General features: G+C 69.6%; 15 protein-coding genes. 11 read left to right on the top strand and 4 right to left on the bottom strand.

Annotation, left to right across the window (positions count from 1 at the left end):
- Positions 1 to 31: 31 nt before the first annotated feature.
- Positions 32 to 934 carry an SDR family NAD(P)-dependent oxidoreductase gene (locus AC067Z_RS29615; RefSeq protein ID WP_478792752.1) on the top strand — a complete coding sequence of 301 codons (903 nt, stop codon included), beginning with the start codon at positions 32 to 34 and terminating at the stop codon, positions 932 to 934.
- A 90-nt stretch (positions 935 to 1,024) separates the two neighbouring features.
- A complete protein-coding gene (locus AC067Z_RS29610) occupies positions 1,025 to 2,215 on the top strand; it encodes an MFS transporter (protein WP_478792701.1) in 1,191 nt (396 codons plus the stop codon).
- Positions 2,216 to 2,303: 88 nt separating this feature from the next.
- On the opposite strand, the gene AC067Z_RS29605 is transcribed toward AC067Z_RS29610, so the two are convergent.
- The 3 genes from AC067Z_RS29605 to AC067Z_RS29595 form a co-directional block, all read right to left on the bottom strand.
- Positions 2,304 to 3,056, bottom strand: coding sequence for a YqjF family protein (locus AC067Z_RS29605; RefSeq protein ID WP_478792700.1), 753 nt, complete (start codon positions 3,054 to 3,056; stop codon positions 2,304 to 2,306).
- A 158-nt stretch (positions 3,057 to 3,214) separates the two neighbouring features.
- Positions 3,215 to 3,664, bottom strand: coding sequence for an SRPBCC family protein (locus tag AC067Z_RS29600; RefSeq protein ID WP_478792699.1), 450 nt, complete (start codon positions 3,662 to 3,664; stop codon positions 3,215 to 3,217).
- Positions 3,665 to 3,886: 222 nt separating this feature from the next.
- Positions 3,887 to 4,273, bottom strand: coding sequence for a hypothetical protein (locus AC067Z_RS29595; protein ID WP_478792698.1), 387 nt, complete (start codon positions 4,271 to 4,273; stop codon positions 3,887 to 3,889).
- A 289-nt stretch (positions 4,274 to 4,562) separates the two neighbouring features.
- On the opposite strand from AC067Z_RS29595, the gene AC067Z_RS29590 reads away from it, so the two are divergent.
- From AC067Z_RS29590 to AC067Z_RS29555, 8 genes are all read left to right on the top strand, one after another.
- On the top strand, positions 4,563 to 6,284 hold the full coding sequence (locus tag AC067Z_RS29590; RefSeq protein ID WP_478792697.1) for an enoyl-CoA hydratase-related protein: 1,722 nt from the start codon (positions 4,563 to 4,565) through the stop codon (positions 6,282 to 6,284).
- Between the two features lie 56 nt (positions 6,285 to 6,340).
- A complete protein-coding gene (locus AC067Z_RS29585) occupies positions 6,341 to 7,426 on the top strand; it encodes an NADH-quinone oxidoreductase subunit B family protein (protein ID WP_478792696.1) in 1,086 nt (361 codons plus the stop codon).
- 79 nt (positions 7,427 to 7,505) lie between these two features.
- A complete protein-coding gene (locus tag AC067Z_RS29580; protein ID WP_478792695.1) occupies positions 7,506 to 9,290 on the top strand; it encodes a nickel-dependent hydrogenase large subunit in 1,785 nt (594 codons plus the stop codon).
- Positions 9,287 to 9,850, top strand: a complete 564-nt coding sequence (locus AC067Z_RS29575; RefSeq protein WP_478792694.1) for a hypothetical protein — start codon at positions 9,287 to 9,289, stop codon at positions 9,848 to 9,850. Before AC067Z_RS29580 ends, AC067Z_RS29575 begins: the two co-directional genes overlap by 4 nt.
- Positions 9,847 to 10,512 carry a DUF5947 family protein gene (locus tag AC067Z_RS29570; RefSeq protein ID WP_478792693.1) on the top strand — a complete coding sequence of 222 codons (666 nt, stop codon included), beginning with the start codon at positions 9,847 to 9,849 and terminating at the stop codon, positions 10,510 to 10,512. The genes AC067Z_RS29575 and AC067Z_RS29570 overlap by 4 nt, the downstream gene beginning before the upstream one ends.
- Positions 10,509 to 11,147, top strand: a complete 639-nt coding sequence (locus AC067Z_RS29565) for a DUF6084 family protein (RefSeq protein ID WP_478792692.1) — start codon at positions 10,509 to 10,511, stop codon at positions 11,145 to 11,147. The genes AC067Z_RS29570 and AC067Z_RS29565 overlap by 4 nt, the downstream gene beginning before the upstream one ends.
- The gene (locus AC067Z_RS29560; protein WP_478792691.1) at positions 11,144 to 12,541 is read left to right on the top strand and encodes a hypothetical protein; all 1,398 of its coding nucleotides are present in this window, start codon (positions 11,144 to 11,146) and stop codon (positions 12,539 to 12,541) included. The genes AC067Z_RS29565 and AC067Z_RS29560 overlap by 4 nt, the downstream gene beginning before the upstream one ends.
- Positions 12,538 to 13,050, top strand: a complete 513-nt coding sequence (locus AC067Z_RS29555) for a hydrogenase maturation protease (RefSeq protein ID WP_478792690.1) — start codon at positions 12,538 to 12,540, stop codon at positions 13,048 to 13,050. Before AC067Z_RS29560 ends, AC067Z_RS29555 begins: the two co-directional genes overlap by 4 nt.
- Positions 13,051 to 13,087: 37 nt before the next feature.
- On the opposite strand, the gene AC067Z_RS29550 is transcribed toward AC067Z_RS29555, so the two are convergent.
- Complete coding sequence (locus AC067Z_RS29550) at positions 13,088 to 14,332, bottom strand: RNA-guided endonuclease InsQ/TnpB family protein (protein WP_478792689.1); 1,245 nt, start codon at positions 14,330 to 14,332, stop codon at positions 13,088 to 13,090.
- 103 nt (positions 14,333 to 14,435) lie between these two features.
- Here AC067Z_RS29550 and AC067Z_RS29545 point away from each other — a divergent pair, with 103 nt between their 5' ends.
- Positions 14,436 to 14,549 (top strand): DUF6893 family small protein, encoded by a 114-nt coding sequence (locus AC067Z_RS29545; protein WP_478792688.1) that lies wholly within the window; start codon positions 14,436 to 14,438, stop codon positions 14,547 to 14,549.
- The last annotated feature ends 33 nt before the right edge of the window (positions 14,550 to 14,582 follow it).

The raw sequence follows: 14,582 nt of genomic DNA, 5'->3' as shown, positions 1-14,582 counted from the left end.
GCACGGAACGCGGAGGACGGGCCGGCCTTCACTGCGCAGGGCTCGGGTCGCGCCGCACACGACGCGGCACAGATCATGGGCACATGAGCACTTCGACCGGAACGAGCCGGGTCTGGTTGATCACCGGAGCCTCGGCGGGTCTGGGAAGGAGCCTGGCGGAAGCGGTACTGGAGGGTGCCGGGCGCGTGGTCGCAACCGCACGCAGCCCCGAACGGGTCACCGGCCTTGCCGAGCGCTTCCCGGCCGTGTCGTCACGGTGCGACAGGACGTCACCGACCCCGCACACGCGCGAAACGCGGTCTCCGAGGCGGTTGCGGCGTTCGGCCGCATCGACGTGGTGGTCAACAACGCCGGTTACGGATTGTTCGGTGCCCTGGAGGAACTCTCGGACGACGAACTGCGGGCACAGTTCGAAACCAATGTGTTCGGATCGCTCCACATGATCCGTGCCGCGTTGCCACAACTGCGCTCCCAGCGTTCGGGGCACATTGTGCAGATGTCCTCCCTCGAAGGCGCAGCCCCCGCGCTGGCCGGGGAGAGTGCATACGCGGCAACGAAGTTCGCTGTGGAGGGCATGTGCGAGGGGCTGACGAAGGAGGTCGCCCATCTCGGTCTCCGCGTGACGATCATCGAGCCGGGTCCCGTGCGCAGCGGCTTCGGCAGTCACGCGACGGTCCGGGCACCCATGATCAGGGACTACTCCGACAGCGTCGGAGCCGCTCTCGAGTGGTTCGAGGGCATTGCCGGGAAGCAGCCCAACGACCCGGCGCGAGTCGCTGCGGCAGTTCTTCGTGCTGTCGAAGCCGACGAACCCCCACTGCGTCTCGCCCTTGGCGAGGAAGCTGTTGCGGCCATCCGTGACAAGCTCGGCACCCAGTCGCAGGAGCTCGATTCCTGGTCCCACGTGAGCGAGTCCACCGCATTCCCGGCCTGATGCCGCCTGCCGGCGGCCGCGGGCGACCGCCGGGCGCGTCGGGCACGCCGCGTGGGGCCCGGCGCGGTGCTCGGGGATACCGTCGGCGGCATGGACGGTGATCGTCGAGGGTGGCGCCGGTGTTTGCTCGCCGGGTCGGTGTTCTTGGTGTGCATGGCCGGCACCACGCTGCCGACCCCTCTCTACAGCCTCTACCAGGAGAAGTTCGGGTTCTCCGAGTTGACGGTGACCGTCGTGTACGCCGTGTACGCGTTCGGCGTCATCGGCGTGCTGCTGCTGGCGGGCAACGCCTCGGATGCCGTGGGGAGGCGGCCGGTGTTGCTGGCGGGCTTGGGATTCGCGGCTGCCAGCGCCGTCTGCTTCCTGTGTGCCACAGGGCTGGGCTGGTTGTATGCGGGCAGGCTGCTGTCGGGCTTGTCCGCCGGCCTGTTCACCGGGGCCGCCACGGTGTACGTGATCGAGTTGGCACCGCACGGCGGCGCTTCCCGGGCCACGTTCGTGGCGACGGCCGCCAACATGGGCGGGTTGGGCTGCGGTCCGCTGCTCGCCGGAGTGCTCGCGCAGTACGCTCCCTGGCCGCTGTACCTGCCGTTCGTCGTGCACCTCTCACTGGTCGTCGGCGCGGCCGCCGTCCTGCTGGGGCTCCCGGAGACAGTGGGGGAGCAGCAGCCGCTGAGCACGGTCCGGCCGCAACGGCCCGGCGTGCCCACCCAGGTGCGGGCGGTGTTCGGGCCTGCGGCGATCGCCTCCTTCGTGGGTTTCGCTCTGTTCGGAGTGTTCACGTCGGTCAGCCCTGCGTTCCTGTCCGAGTCCCTGAACGTGGACAATCACGCCGTGAGCGGGTCGGTCGTCGCGCTGGCCTTCTTCGCCTCGACCGCCGGGCAGTTGGCGGTCGGCCGGGCCGGGGTGCCGCGATCGCTGCCGCTGGGCTCCGCAGCGCTCTTCGCCGGGCTGGTGTTGCTCGCGGGCGCGCTGTGGTGGGACCTGCTGTCGCTGGTGGTGCTGAGCGCGCTCGTCGGCGGGTTCGGGCAGGGACTGGCGTTCCGCGGAGCGCTGTCCGCGGTGGCGGAGGCGTCACCTGCCGACCGCCGCGCGGCCGTGATCTCGACGCTGTTCGTCGTGGCCTACGCGGGTATCTCCGTGCCGGTGGTCGGAGTTGGGGTACTGGTGGGTCCGATCGGCCTGGAGGGCGCGGGGCTGGTATTCATCGCGTGCATGGCCGCCCTGGTCTCGATCGCGGCCGTCTACCTGCTCAGGCGACCGGTGCGGGCAGGGGCGTGAGCGGCGTACGGGGTGACGCGGGGCGCGTACGAGGCCGCCCGGGATCGCCTCTGCCGCCCGGCGGGCCGCGGCGAGGAAGCCCCGGACCTCATGGCGTAGGGATGCCCGCCGGCCGGGCCGGGCGGCCGAGGCGGACCGGGACGCCGGGGGAGTACAGGACGCTGACCGGGTCACCGCTCGGCACGGGGAGTCCGGCCGCCGCGATCAGGTTCTCCTCGCACGTGATCAGTTCGGCGCGGTACAGGGGCCACCGCGGATGGTGGTTGGGCAGATAGGCCGCCCCGCCGAAGAAGGCGTTGTGCATGCCCCAGCGGGCGGTGAGGAAATGTTCCAGGTCCGTGGGCTCCTCGATGCGTTCACCGGGCCGCACGGTGATGCGGCTGTACGCACCGCGCGGGCCGGGCCGGCGGCGGGAACTGGTGTAGGTGACGGTGTCGCCGTCGGACCGGACGCTCATCCGGGACCACAGGTACGGCAGGCGGAAGCCGACGCGCCCCATCACCACGGGTATCAGCCGTGACGCGTCCATCGACCGGAAGACCACACCGCGCCGGCCGTGCGCGTCGACGGAGTACAGGCGCACGTTGGTTTCCGGAAACGACCCGAGGTACGGGACGCCGGGCAGCCGAAGCCATCCGACGCGATGCATACGGAAGGCGACCAGGCCTATGTAGGTGACCCCGTCGTGCGTGTCGGGGACGATCCCGCTGGGCAAGAGGTCCGCCACGGCGCCCGGCTCGACGGCCCAGTGGATGAAGCAGAGGTCGAGCCACTGCTGGGTGAGGAGCGGGGTGTGTATGGCGGTGGGGGCGTCAGGCGTGACGGAGGCCGGCTTCTGCACTGCGCCAGGATGGCAGAGGAGTCGGCAGGGGCAGACGATCGGGGCAGGGCGGGGCAGGGCGATTCCGCCAAGGTGGCGGCGGCCGACGGCCACACCTGCGGGTGGGGCCTGCCGCGGGCGGCGGCCTGCTCGGCCATGGCGGGTACCGGCAGCCGGGGTCATCGCCCAACTGCGGGAACAGACCGCTCGACCGTCTCGGCGAGGCGCTTGAGCATGGTGCGATGCCGCAGCTGTTGCAGCGCGTCCGCCGCCGCGTTGTGCAGCGTGCCGCCGGCCCCTTGCAGCGGATGCTCGTCGAGGATCACCAACGTGTCCTCGCCCCACGGCCTGATCTCGATCGCGATCCTCGCCGTGCCGAGCGGGCCGCTCAAAGCCTCGAGCTCGAGTCGTTTCGGCGGTTCGCTGTACCGCACCACTGTCCGCCCCTCGCCCTGCCACGGTCCGAGCTGCACGGTGTACGTGAGGGAGGCGCCCTCCTCGGGCCAGGTGCCGTCGTGCTCCCTCGATCGGGACGGTCCGACCACCCATTCCCCGTAGCGGTCACCGTCTGCCAGGACGGCCCACACCTGCTGCGGAGTGCGGTGGATCAATCGGTGTCGTACGGCCATCGAGCCTCCATGAACTCATGCGCCCCCACGCTCCCGGCTGATCGGCGAGGTCGGACGGCAGCCCGAGCGGGCCGCCCCGGGGCAGGCGCCACCGCCGGCGTTCCGGTGGAGAACGCGGACAAGGAGCCGACGGTGAGCCAAGGGCACTGCCGGAAGATCCGGACGCCCTGGGGCCTTTCGTTTGGATCAGGCCGGGCTCCGGCCTGATCCAAACGAAAGACCCTAGCCCGGCCGCTTCTGATTGGAGGAGTCGTCCGGGTCCACGCCCGTGAACGCGGAGTCGTCCTTCGTTCCGCTGGGACGCTGCGAACGACCCTTGCTGCCGGTGTCCCGCATCCCCTTCTCGGAGTCCTTGCCGTACTCCTCGCCGCGTCCGCTCGTGCTCTTCGCCGTGTCGCCGGGGACGCCACGCTTCTCCTCCTTGGAGACCTTCCGCCCCTTGCCGGGGGCCGGTGCGTGCTCCTCAGGATGGAACGAGCGCGAGGCGCTGGGATTGTCCTGCTGTCGGGTTTCGTCCACGTCGGGAGACCATCCGTGCTGCTCGGTGCCCCGGTGCCGACTCGGGCCGTCGCCGTGAGAGGGCTGAGAGGACTTCGGTTTCCTGGCCATGCGCCGACCTGCCTGTCCCGTGTCATGGGCACACCCGTGCGCACCCGGTTGTAGCAGAATTTTCCCATTCCCTGAGGGACTCGGCATTTCGGTGAATCTCCTCCTGAAATGACCCCGCGGTGGGATCCTGCGACGGGGATCCGCGCGGCGGCCATGTGGTGGGAATCGCGCCTCTTACGGGTGAGGTGGGGGATTCGGTGTCGGCATTCGCGGACGAACATGTCCGACGATCGCTGGCGGCCGGGTGTGACCGCCGACCGAGGGCCACAGCAACCGCGGGAGGGCCGCCATGCGCATTCTGCTCGTCGCCAGCGCCTACAACAGCCTTACGCAGCGCGTTCAGGCCGAACTGCGCGACCGAGGGCATGCCGTCCCCGTGGAGGTGACGCCCGAGGGTGCTGCCGTGCGTACCGCGGTGCTCCGGCACGAGCCCGACCTGGTCGTGGCACCCATGCTGAAGGCCGTCGTGCCGCAGGACGTGTGGTCGGCGCGCACCTGCCTCATCGTGCATCCGGGACCCGTGGGTGACCGTGGACCGTCCTCCCTGGACTGGGCGATCCACGAGGGCGTCGCCGAGTGGGGCGTCACAGTGCTCCAGGCCGACGCGGAGATGGACGCAGGCGACGTATGGGCCACGTCGGACTTCCGCGTGCCGGAGGTTGCCAAGAGCGACCTCTACCGGAACGAGGTCTCGGACGCCGCTGTCGACGCCGTACTTCTGGCGGTCGAGCGTTTCGCCACCGGCACCTGTGCCCCCCGACCGCAGGCGACCGTCGGCCCGGCGGTCGGCGGCGTGCGGACGCGCCCGTACTTCCGCCAGGAGATGCGCAGGATCTCCTGGGACGACGACACCACCGAGACGGTCCTTCGCAAACTGCGCTGCGCCGATTCCCAGCCGGGCGTACGGGACGAGCTGCTCGGTGCCGAGTGGTTTCTTCACGGCGGTCATCCGGAGGACGGCCTGCGCGGCCGGCCCGGCGATCTCCTGGCCACCCGTGCGGGTGGGGTCTGTCGCGCCACGGTGGACGGCGCCGTGTGGATTCCCGAGCTCCGGGCCCATTGCGGGCCCGGGCGGCCGCGGGCCTGCAAACTGCCCGCCACCGTGGCTCTCGCCGACCGGCTGCCCGTGCTGCCGGATCTGCCCACGCAGTCACGGTCGTCGGCAGGCATGCGGACCTGGTCCGACATCCGGTACCGGGAGGAGGGCCCGGTCGGCGTCCTGTCGTTCTCGTTCCCGGGCGGAGCGATGAGCACGAGCCACTGCCGCCGCCTGCTGGACGCCTATCGGACGGTGTGCTCCCGCCCGACCTCCGTCCTGGTGCTGGGGGGTCAAAGAGACTTCTTCTCCAACGGCATCCACCTGAACGTCATCGAGGCCGCGGCAGACCCCTCCGCGGAGTCCTGGGCCAACATCAACGCCATGAACGACCTCGTCGAGGCGGTCCTCACCACCACCGACCGGCTCGTCGTCAGCGCGATCGGCGGCAATGCAGCCGCCGGCGGGGTGATGCTCGCGCTGGCCGCGGACGAGGTCTGGTGCCGCTCGGGCTCGGTCCTCAACCCGCACTACCGGCGCATGGGTCTGTACGGGTCGGAGTACTGGACGTACACGCTGCCCCGCAGAGTGGGCGCTCCCATGGCCGAGCGGCTCACCGAGGAGGCCCGGCCGATGTCCGCCGTCGCCGCGCTGAGCGCGGGACTGGTCGACCGGATCGTCGACTGCGGGTCGCAGGCTTTCACCGCCGAGGTCACCCGCTTGGCGGCACGCCTCGCACTGCTTCCCGGCGCTCAGCTCCGCCTCGCCGCGAAGAAGGAGGAACACGAGCGCCGGGAGTCCGCCACACCCCTGGCTGCCTACAGGGAGCAGGAACTGGCCCGCATGCTGCGCACTTTTTCCGATCCCGACGCGCCGTACCACGCCCTGCGCCGGGCGTTCGTCCGCAAGGAGTCTCCGCACCCGGGGCACTCGAACGGACCGGGTGCGGAGGCGGGCGCGCCCGTCGACTGTTAGCAAGAACGAAGGCCAACACGAGACCCATCGCCGCAAACCTCCCCAGGAGGCCACTCATGAATGCAGCAACGCCGACCACGGTCGACGAACAGGGCGCCGCCGCTCCCGGCAGCGACGAGAAGCCGATCCACATCCTCTGGATCAACGCGGGGCTGAGTTGTGACGGCGACTCGGTGGCCCTGACCGCTGCCATGCAGCCCAGCATCGAGGAGATCGCCCTGGCCGGGCTGCCCGGACTGCCCAAGATCGCGGTCCACTGGCCGCTGATCGACTTCGAGTGCGGTCCGGTCGGGGGCGCCGACACGTTCATCGAGTGGTTCTTCAAGGGGGAGCGGGGCGAGATCGACCCGTTCGTTCTGGTGGTCGAGGGGTCGATCCCCAACGAGGCCATCAAGCAGGAGGGCTACTGGTGCGGCTTCGGCGACAACCCGGAGACCGGACAGCCCATCACGACGAGCGAGTGGATCGACCGGCTGGCGCCCAAGGCGCTGGCGGTTGTCGCGATCGGCACCTGTGCCACGTACGGCGGCATCCACGCCATGGCCGGCAATCCGACCGGCGCGATGGGTGTGCCGGACTACCTCGGCTGGGACTGGAAGTCCCATGCGGGCATCCCGATCGTGTGCGTCCCCGGCTGCCCGATCCAGCCCGACAACTTCGCGGAGACTCTGACGTACCTGCTCTACCAGGCCGCCGGATCCGCGCCGATGATTCCGCTGGACGACAAGCTCCGTCCCACCTGGCTGTTCGGCGCGACCGTCCACGAGGGCTGCGACCGGGCCGGCTACTACGAGCAGGGACAGTTCGCTACCACGTACGACTCGCCCAAGTGCCTGGTCAAACTCGGCTGCTGGGGCCCCGTCGTCAAGTGCAACGTCCCCAAGCGTGGCTGGATGAACGGCATCGGCGGCTGCCCGAACGTGGGCGGTATCTGCATCGCGTGCACCATGCCCGGATTCCCGGACAAGTTCATGCCGTTCATGGACGAGCCGCCCGGCGGCAAGGTCTCCAGCACTGCCAGCGGAGTGTACGGCTCCGTGATCCGAAGGCTCCGGACGATCACGGCCAGGACCGTGGACAAGGAGCCGAAGTGGCGGCACACGGGCGAGGAGATCACCACGGGCTACCGGCCGCCCTGGTGACACTCCCACCACCCTCACGACCCCAACCCACCCTGCTGTTCGCGTAGTCGAAGAGCTGACGAAGGGCATCGCACACACAATGGCATCTCCGGCGAAGACGACGGGTGACGGCACCGGCCTGGTGGAGATGGCCTGGGATCCCATCACCCGGATCGTGGGCAGTCTTGGTATCCACACGAAGATCGATTTCAAGCAGAAGCGCGTCGCCGAGTGCTACAGCACGTCCTCGGTCTTCCGCGGCTACAGCGTCTTCATGCGGGGCAAGGACCCGCGTGACGCACACTTCATCACCAGCCGCATCTGCGGAATCTGCGGCGACAACCACGCCACGTGTTCCGTGTACGCGCAGAACATGGCGTACGGCGTGAAGCCGCCGCATCTCGGCGAGTGGATCATCAACCTCGGTGAGTCCGCGGAGTACATGTTCGACCACAACATCTTCCAGGAGAACCTGGTAGGCGTCGACTACTGCGAGAAGATGGTCCGCGAGACCAACCCTGGTGTCCTGGAACTGGCCGAGCGCACCGAGGCGCCGCACGCCGCGGACCACGGCTACCGCACGATCGCCGACATCATGCGCTCACTCAACCCCCTCGAGGGCGAGTTCTACCGCGAAGCGCTCCAGGTGAGCCGCTACACCCGGGAGATGTTCTGCCTGATGGAGGGACGTCACGTCCACCCCTCCACGCTCTACCCGGGCGGCGTCGGCACCGTCGCGTCGGTGCAGCTCTTCACCGACTACCTCAGCCGCCTCATGCGCTACGTGGAGTTCATGAAGCGCGTCGTCCCGCTGCACGACGACCTCTTCGACTTCTTCTACGAGGCGCTGCCCGGATACGAGGAAGTCGGCCGCCGTCGCGTCCTGCTGGGCTGCTGGGGTGCGCTCAACGACCCCGAGTACTGCGACTTCACCTACGCCAACATGACCGACTGGGGCAGGCGGATGTTCGTCACCCCCGGAGTCATCGTGGACGGCAAACTCGTCACCAACGACCTCACCGAGATCAACCTCGGCATCCGTATCCTGCTGGGCAGTTCGTACTACGAGGACTGGCAGGGCCAGGAGCAGTTCGTCACCCACGACCCGCTGGGCAACCCGGTCGACCCGCGCCACCCCTGGAACCAGCACACCATTCCCGCCCCGCAGAAGCGGGACTTCGACGACAAGTACAGCTGGGTCATGTCCCCGCGGTGGTTCGACGGCAAGGACCACCTGGCGCTGGACACCGGCGGCGGCCCCATCGCCCGTCTGTGGTCCACCGCCCTGTCCGGCCTCGTCGACATCGGCTACGTCAAGGCCACCGGCCACAGCGTCCTCATCAACCTGCCCCGCACGATGACCAAGCCGGAGACCACCTTCGAGTGGAAGATCCCGCAGTGGAGCAATGCGCTGGAGCGCAACCGTGCCCGTACCTACTTCCAGGCGTACGCGGCCGCCGTCGCCCTGCACTGCGCCGAGAAGGGACTCGAGGAAGTGCGCGCCGGACGCACCCAGACCTGGGAGAAGTTCGAGGTGCCCGACGAGTCCATCGGCGTCGGCTTCACCGAGGCCGTACGAGGCGTCCTGTCGCACCACATGGTCATCAGGGACGGCAAGATCGCCAACTACCACCCCTATCCGCCGACCCCGTGGAACGCCTCCACGCGGGACACCTTCGGCACCCCCGGCCCCTACGAGGACGCCGTGCAGAACACCCCGATCTTCGAGGAGAACCCGCCCGAGAACTTCAAGGGCATCGACATCATGCGCGCCGTGCGCAGTTTCGACCCCTGCCTGCCGTGCGGTGTCCACATGTACGTGGGCGGCGGCAAGACGGTGAAGTCGATGCATGTGCCCACCGGCCTGAGCGGTCTCGCCGGATGAGCCCGGCGACCGCGGAGCAGGCGGGCCGGCAGGTCGAGGAAGTGCTCGACCGGCTGGCGGGAACCGGTGACGCCGAGACCAGCGCTGCGGCGGAGGAACTCGTGCGCACCCTGATGGAGTTCTACGGCGCCGGGCTCACCCGCCTCGTCGAGCTCCTCGACCGTCCCGGCACCCCGACGTCCCCCGACGCGCTGAGCGCGCTGCTCGGCGACGAGCTCGTCTCCGGCCTGCTGAATCTGCACGGACTGCACCCGGAGGATGTGCCCACGCGCATCGCCCGCGCCCTGCGCAGCCTCCCGCAGCCCGCCGAGAACGCGGGGTTCGACCCGGCGACAGGAACGCTGCGGCTGAGGGTCACCGCCTCGACGGGGTGCGGATGCCCGAGCACCCAGGAGTCCGTCCGCCAGGCAGCCGTGGACGCGCTCGCGTGCTTCGCGCCCGAGGTGACCGGCGTCGAACTGGAACCGGCGGGCGCCTCGCGCGAGCCGACACTGCTCCAGATCGGCACCGGCCCGTCGCTCGCCGGCGTGGACGCCCGCTCATCGGCCACCGCGCCGTGAGCGGGCACCTGATCGGCACGGGGCACTCACGCCGCCCGCAGGGACCGACGGGCCTTCGCCGCTTCACCACCCCGCGGCGGCCACGCGAGGACCGGTGCGAACTGTGCGCAGCGCCCCTGTCACCTGAGCGTCACCCGCATCTGGTCGACATCGAGAAGCGGGCACTGGCCTGCGCATGCGGTCCCTGCGCCCAGCTGCTGGACCGCTCGGGCGGGCGGCAGGGCCGCTTCCGGGCGGTCCCCGGCCGCTATCTGAGCGACCCCGGTCACCGCATCGACGACGGCGCCTGGGAGGCGCTGCGGATCCCGGTCGGAGTGGCCTTCTTCTTCCACAACTCCGCTCTCGACCGGCTGGTGGCGCTCTACCCGAGCCCTGCCGGAGCGACCGAGAGCGAACTGGAGCAGTCGTCCTGGCAGTCGGTGCTCGCCGCGACCGAACTTGCTGCACTTCTCGAACCCGATGTGGAGGCCCTGCTGCTGCGCCGCCACGAGGGCCTCACCGAGTGCTTCCTCGTGCCGATCGACATCTGCTACGAACTGGTGGGCCGCATGCGACTGCGCTGGCAGGGCTTCGACGGCGGCGCGGAGGCCCGGGCCGACCTCGACGCCTTCTTCCTCCACGTACGCGACCGGGCACGCGACCCGCAGGGGAGCCGGCCGTGACCGAGTTCTCCTTCGGCTGCACCGGTGTGCGCGCCGACGCCTACGCGGCAGGACCCACCCTCGTGTTCCGGCTTCGGATCACGGCGTCCGAGGGGACCCGGGTGCACGCCCTCGCGCTGCGCTGCCAGATCCGTATCGAACCGGCCCGGCGCGGATACGACGACGCGGAGGCCGAGGCGCTGGCCGACCTGTTCGGCGAGCGCTCCCGGTGGGGCAGCAGCCTCAACCCGGTGCAGTTCGCGCAGGTTTCCGTGATGGTCCCCGGTTTCACCGGCGAGATCGAGACGGACCTGGTCGTGCCCTGCACCTACGACACCGACATCGCGGCATCACGCTACTTCCGCGCACTGTCCGACGGAGACGTGCCGCTGCTGATGCTGTTCTCGGGCACCGCCTTCACCGGCGCGGGCGGATTCCACGTCGAACCCGTGCCCTGGGACAAAGAGGTGTCCCACCGGATGCCGGTGAAGGTATGGCAGGAGATGATCGAGCAGCACTTCCCGGGCTGTGGCTGGATCCGGCTCCCCAGAGAGGCGATGGACGCGCTGCTCTCCTACCGGTCGCGACGGGCGCTGCCCTCATGGGAGGCGACGGTCGAGAACCTGCTCGACACCGCGGGGGAGAGGGCAGGATGACCGTCACCTTCACACCCGAGACGCAGGACCGACTCGCCGTAGCCCGGCAGGTCGCGGACGCTGTCCTCTTCGAGGGCTATGTGCTCTACCCGTACCGGGCATCGGCCGCGAAGAACAAGCTCCGCTGGCAGTTCGGCGTGCTCGTCCCACCGGCCTGGAGTGCCGCGACGGAGGAACACGACTTCCAGCACACCGAATGCCTCATGGAACCCAAACGCGGAGCGAAACTCGCCGTGGAGGTCCGGTTCCTCCACGCGCAGCGCCGCGTCGTGCAGGAGGCCCGCGACGACGGCACGTTCGCGCCGGTACGTGAACTGCGCCTGGAGGACCGGGTCCTGGTCCCGTGGGACGAGGGTGTCGAGGAGAAGGTCGCACTCGTCGTCCCGGTCGAGGACCTGGCCGGGGAGGGCACGGTCCATCACTTCACCCGGCCGTCCGCCGAGGAGACCGAACCGGTCGCCGACGCCGACGGGCGCATCGTCGGCCGCCTGATCCGCCGTCGCGAGGAGATCAGCGGCGCCGTGCGGCTCTCGGCGACCGAACTCGACGGGCCCTACCGCGCCCAGCGCCTCTCGGTGACCGTGGAGAACACCAGCGCCTGGAGAGCCGAACAGGGCGGCGACCGGCATGCCGCCCTGCCTCGTTCGCTGGTCGCCAGCCATACCCTCCTGCAGCTCGACGCCGGAGCGTTCCTCTCGATGACCGACCCGCCGGAATGGGCCAAAGGCGCCGCAGCAGCCTGCCGCAATCTGCACACCTGGCCCGTCCTCGCCGGCGAACCGGGCCGCGGCGACCTCGTGCTCTCCTCGCCCATCATCCTCGAGGACCACCCGGCCATCGCACCCGAAAGCCCCGGGGCGCTGTACGACGCCACCGAGATCGACGAGATCCTCGCCCTGCGCACCGCTGCCCTCACCGACGAGGAGAAGCGCGAGGCCAGAGGAACGGACCCGCGCGCCGCGGCCGTGATCGACCTGGCGGACTCGATGCCACCGGAAGTCCTGGAGCGCCTGCACGGAGCGGTGCGCAGCCTGCGGGAAGTCACAGCACCGCACGAGGAGACCACGCAGGGCGTCCTGCGCCCGGACACCCCCTGGTGGGACCCCGGCGGCGACACGAGCGTCGATCCGGCTCGTGACCATGTGCTGGTCGACGGCCGTGCCGTGCGCGCCGGCAGCAGAGTCGTACTGCGCCCGCGGCTGCGGCACACCGACGCACAGGACCTGTTCGTGAGCGGTCGCAGTGCCCTGGTCGAAGCCGTCCTCCACGACGTCGACGGGGGCGTGCACATCGCCGTGACCGTGGAGGACGACCCCGGTGCCGACATCCGTCGCGAGCAGGGCCGCTTCCTCTACTTCCAGCCCGACGAGGTCGAAGCACTGGAGGACGCGTGAGCGGCACCGAACCCGGATCCGCCCGGACCCTCGTGGCCGGCGTCGGCAACATCTTCCTCGGCGACGACGGCTTCGGAGTCGAAACCGTGCGACGGCTTGCCGAGGAGCAACTGCCCTTCGGTGTCGAGGTGGCAGACATCGGAGTGCGCGGCGTCCATCTCGCCTACCAACTCCTCGACGGGTACGACACGCTCGTCCTCGTCGACGCGACAGCGCGGGGAGGAGATGCGGGCACTCTGTACCTGATCGACGCCGGAACGCCTGCCGGCCCGCAGGCCGTGGAGGCTGTGCCCCTCGACGGCCACCGCATGTCGCCGGACGCCGTCCTGGCCCTGCTGGACACCCTGTGCGCGGGTACTGGGGCCAGTCCACCGAGGCGAACTTTCGTCGTCGGATGCGAACCGGCTTGCCTCGACGAAGGCATCGGGCTCAGCCTGCACGTGGCCGCCGCGGTGCCGGAAGCAGTCCGCATGGTGACAGAACTGGTGCGGCAGGGAGCCGTCGTATGAAGCGCGATACGGAGAACACCTTGGCATCCTTTCCGCCTTAGGGGGCGGGGATTCCCGTCTGGCTGCCGGTGGTCACCGGCTGGTCCTTCGGGTGGGTTCCCCGTTCAACGGGCCGTGCCTGGCGTGGGATTGCCACGCCGGGGCTTACCGGTCCTCCAGGGGCGTTTAGCCTCTCCGCCTGCCCGGCGGCGAGGATCACACGCGACGCATTGAGGTCACGATCATGCAAGGTTCCGCACGCCTGGCACGTCCAGGTTCGCACGTGCAGGGGCTTCTTCCCGTCCACGACCCAGCACACCGAGCAGGTCTGGGACGACGGCAGCCACCGCGACACCACGCCCACGTGACGCCCGTGGCGGCCTGCCTTCTCCTGAAGCAAGCGCCGGAAGGTGGACCATGCCGCGTCGTGGACGGACTTCGCGAGACGGGTGCGCGCCAGGCCGGACACCGCCAGGTCTTCGAGGTAGACCGCTTGGTTCTCGCGGATCAGCCTCGTAGTCTGCTGGTGGCACCAGTCCCGGCGTGCGTCGGCCACCCGAGCGTGTGCGCGGGCGACCTTGATACGAGCCTTGGCCCGGTTCTTCGACCCCTTCGCCTTCCGGCTCAAGGTCTGTTGCGCCCTCCTCAGGCGTCGCTCGGCGCGGCGCAGGAAGCGCGGATTGTCGATCACTGTGCCATCGGAGAGGACGGCGTAGGCGGACAGACCGAGGTCGATACCTGTCTCGGCTGTCGTCTCGGGCAGGGGCTCGGATGCCGCGTCCACGACGAACGACGCGAAATACCTGCCGGCCGCGTCCTTGATCACGGTTACCGAGGACGCGGCGGACGGCAGCGGGCGCGACCAGCGCACCCGCACGTCACCGATCTTCGCCAGGTTCAGCCGTCCGTTGTCCCGCAGCCGGAACCCGTTCTTCGAGAACCTGACCGACTGCCGGGCCTCGCGCTTGGACTTGAACACCGGGAGCCCGACCCGCCGCCCACGACGCTTGCCCGACACCGACGCGAAGAAGTTCGAGTACGCCGTATCGAGATCGCGAAGTGAGGACTGCAAGGCGTCCACCGACACTCCGGCCAGCCATCCGCGCTCGGCCGTCTTCTTCGCGTCGGTGATCACCTGCTTGGCGAGGGCCCCTGTCGCGATGCGGGACCTGTCCGCCTTGTAGGCAGCCTTACGGGCAGCCAGGGCATCGTTGTACACCACCCGAGCGCAGCCGAACGTACGGGCCAGCGCGATGCGTTGACCCGGTGTCGGCTCGATCCGGAACGAATACCGCAGATACACATGACCAACGTACCGGCCGCCACAGACAACGCCGAGGCGCTCCGCCCTGGCAATCGAACGGCTCTCCCCGGCTGAAGCCGGGGGTATCCACGAAGGAGAACCGATGAAGAAGACCCTCATCGGCGGCGCTGCCGCCGTCACCGTAGCCTCGGCCGTCGCGTTCGTCGTGGGAGTCCTCCCCGACCTCCGGCGCTACCTGCGCATCCGCAGGATGTGAGGCACCGCTGTCCGGTGCCGCGCGGTGCCGTGG

The organism is Streptomyces sp. NPDC043812 (genome assembly GCF_056436245.1).
Note: the sequence above shows the minus strand (reverse complement) of the source record. Positions and strands in the feature narration are given on the sequence as shown.

What these genes read in the sequence shown, in the direction of transcription:
- AC067Z_RS29610 (WP_478792701.1), top strand. Translation starts at nt 1,025, where the DNA reads ATGGACGGTGATCGTCGAGGGTGGCGCCGGTGTTTGCTCGCCGGGTCG.
- AC067Z_RS29600 (WP_478792699.1), bottom strand. Translation starts at nt 3,664, where the DNA reads ATGGCCGTACGACACCGATTGATCCACCGCACTCCGCAGCAGGTGTGG.
- AC067Z_RS29595 (WP_478792698.1), bottom strand. Translation starts at nt 4,273, where the DNA reads ATGGCCAGGAAACCGAAGTCCTCTCAGCCCTCTCACGGCGACGGCCCG.
- AC067Z_RS29590 (WP_478792697.1), top strand. Translation starts at nt 4,563, where the DNA reads ATGCGCATTCTGCTCGTCGCCAGCGCCTACAACAGCCTTACGCAGCGC.
- AC067Z_RS29585 (WP_478792696.1), top strand. Translation starts at nt 6,341, where the DNA reads ATGAATGCAGCAACGCCGACCACGGTCGACGAACAGGGCGCCGCCGCT.
- AC067Z_RS29580 (WP_478792695.1), top strand. Translation starts at nt 7,506, where the DNA reads ATGGCATCTCCGGCGAAGACGACGGGTGACGGCACCGGCCTGGTGGAG.
- AC067Z_RS29575 (WP_478792694.1), top strand. Translation starts at nt 9,287, where the DNA reads ATGAGCCCGGCGACCGCGGAGCAGGCGGGCCGGCAGGTCGAGGAAGTG.
- AC067Z_RS29560 (WP_478792691.1), top strand. Translation starts at nt 11,144, where the DNA reads ATGACCGTCACCTTCACACCCGAGACGCAGGACCGACTCGCCGTAGCC.
- AC067Z_RS29545 (WP_478792688.1), top strand. Translation starts at nt 14,436, where the DNA reads ATGAAGAAGACCCTCATCGGCGGCGCTGCCGCCGTCACCGTAGCCTCG.